2 protein-coding genes are annotated in these 1,393 nt (G+C 39.1%); one reads left to right on the plus strand and one right to left on the minus strand.

The window, feature by feature from the left end:
• Positions 1–103: 103 nt before the first annotated feature.
• A complete protein-coding gene (locus H1P_RS33355) occupies positions 104–460 on the minus strand; it encodes a hypothetical protein (protein WP_144875775.1) in 357 nt (118 codons plus the stop codon).
• 286 nt (positions 461–746) lie between these two features.
• Between H1P_RS33355 and H1P_RS33360 the strand changes: the two genes are divergently transcribed.
• Positions 747–1,373 (plus strand): hypothetical protein, encoded by a 627-nt coding sequence (locus tag H1P_RS33360; RefSeq protein WP_144875777.1) that lies wholly within the window; start codon positions 747–749, stop codon positions 1,371–1,373.
• Positions 1,374–1,393: the final 20 nt, after the last annotated feature.

A 1,393-nucleotide genomic window follows, 5' to 3' on the forward strand; every position in this document is an offset into this window, starting at 1 on the left:
CCGAAAAGCCAGGAGGAGCGTAGTGCCGTGAAAGTGGCACGCTACGTTTTGGATGGGAGGCTAGAGAAGCGATTCTCTGGTCGACCCCTAACAATCGGACTTCTCAGAGAGCGGAGCGTCTTTCCTCTACTAATTCAGCTTTAATTTGATCGATGCCTAAAGTCATAGGGTTTTTGTGTATCTGTGGCATTGGCACTTGGTATTTCTCATCACGGGTTTCTGTTGTTATCTTTTGATCGGTCGCACTCTGTCTTGGCAAAGGAGTGTTAGTTATGCTGTTTTCTAATAATTCTGGTTCTTCTAACAGAGGTTGAGAATCATCTGGTTGATTTTCCGAGCGAGTTCTTCTGATTCGGGTTCTGCTACCATCAGTTATGGTTTGTGGAAGTGATGGTTCTCCAAGTTCGTTCTCGGAGGACGTTCTTCGGACTCTTCTTCTTCTGGTGCTGCCATCGGTCATAATTGCTTCTGTCTTTGCCCGTGATTCTGCTCAATAATAATGATAATGGCTATCGTGGATTTTTGGTTTGTGGAAGGAGAGGAGAAAGATGATTTCTAAGAGGCGATCGCCTTTTAACAATTTAACTAGAGCGATCGCACTTAGGATGAATTTATATTACTAAATGACTACATCTGTGGGGGTGATGGATGCGGGTTAAAATCTAACTCGATTATTTTTGACAGTTATCACTTTATCAGAGAAGCTCGTAATCAGATCGCACTATTAAATTGAGAATTTTTCTAGAATGTGGCAATTTTATAATTACTTTTATGCTCAAGCAACAGTAGAACAGTTACAGAGCCAAATAGAATTTTTACAGAAAGCTAATGACTCGCTTGTAAGTAGCTTCCAAACTTACGTCCAGTCGATTTATAATTTGATTTTTATCACATCTATAGTACTTGGCATTTTTGCTGCCATTGCTACAGCTTTATTCTGGAAGTCGCTGAGAGACGCTACTAGATCGGCTAAAGAAATTGCCGAAAAAGAAATTTACAAAGTTGTAGGAGACTCTATAGCTCGCGAAGTAAACATTCTCCAGCGCAGCATCGCCAGAGAACAGATAGTTGGAAACACTAGAATTAACTATCTTTTGGTTGGAAATTATCAAGAACCAAAAATTTGCCAGCTAATCAGAAGAAGAGAGTTTAGAGACGTTCGGTTTAGGAACAGAATAGATGATATTAACTTACAGTATGAAGTTCTAGTTATAGATTTCTTGACCGAAGAGTTTGACAAGTCCCAAAGAAATGAAATTATTAGATCGATGATTTCTCTATACAGAGAGTCTCCTTTCAAATTTGTTTTAGTCGTCTATGTTTCTTCTGCACCAGACAAAAGATTATCTTTCCCGTTACAAGAACTAATATAGAACTTACGCATTGACAAAAA

Source organism: Hyella patelloides LEGE 07179, assembly GCF_900659865.1.
Taxonomy (GTDB): domain Bacteria; phylum Cyanobacteriota; class Cyanobacteriia; order Cyanobacteriales; family Xenococcaceae; genus Hyella; species Hyella patelloides.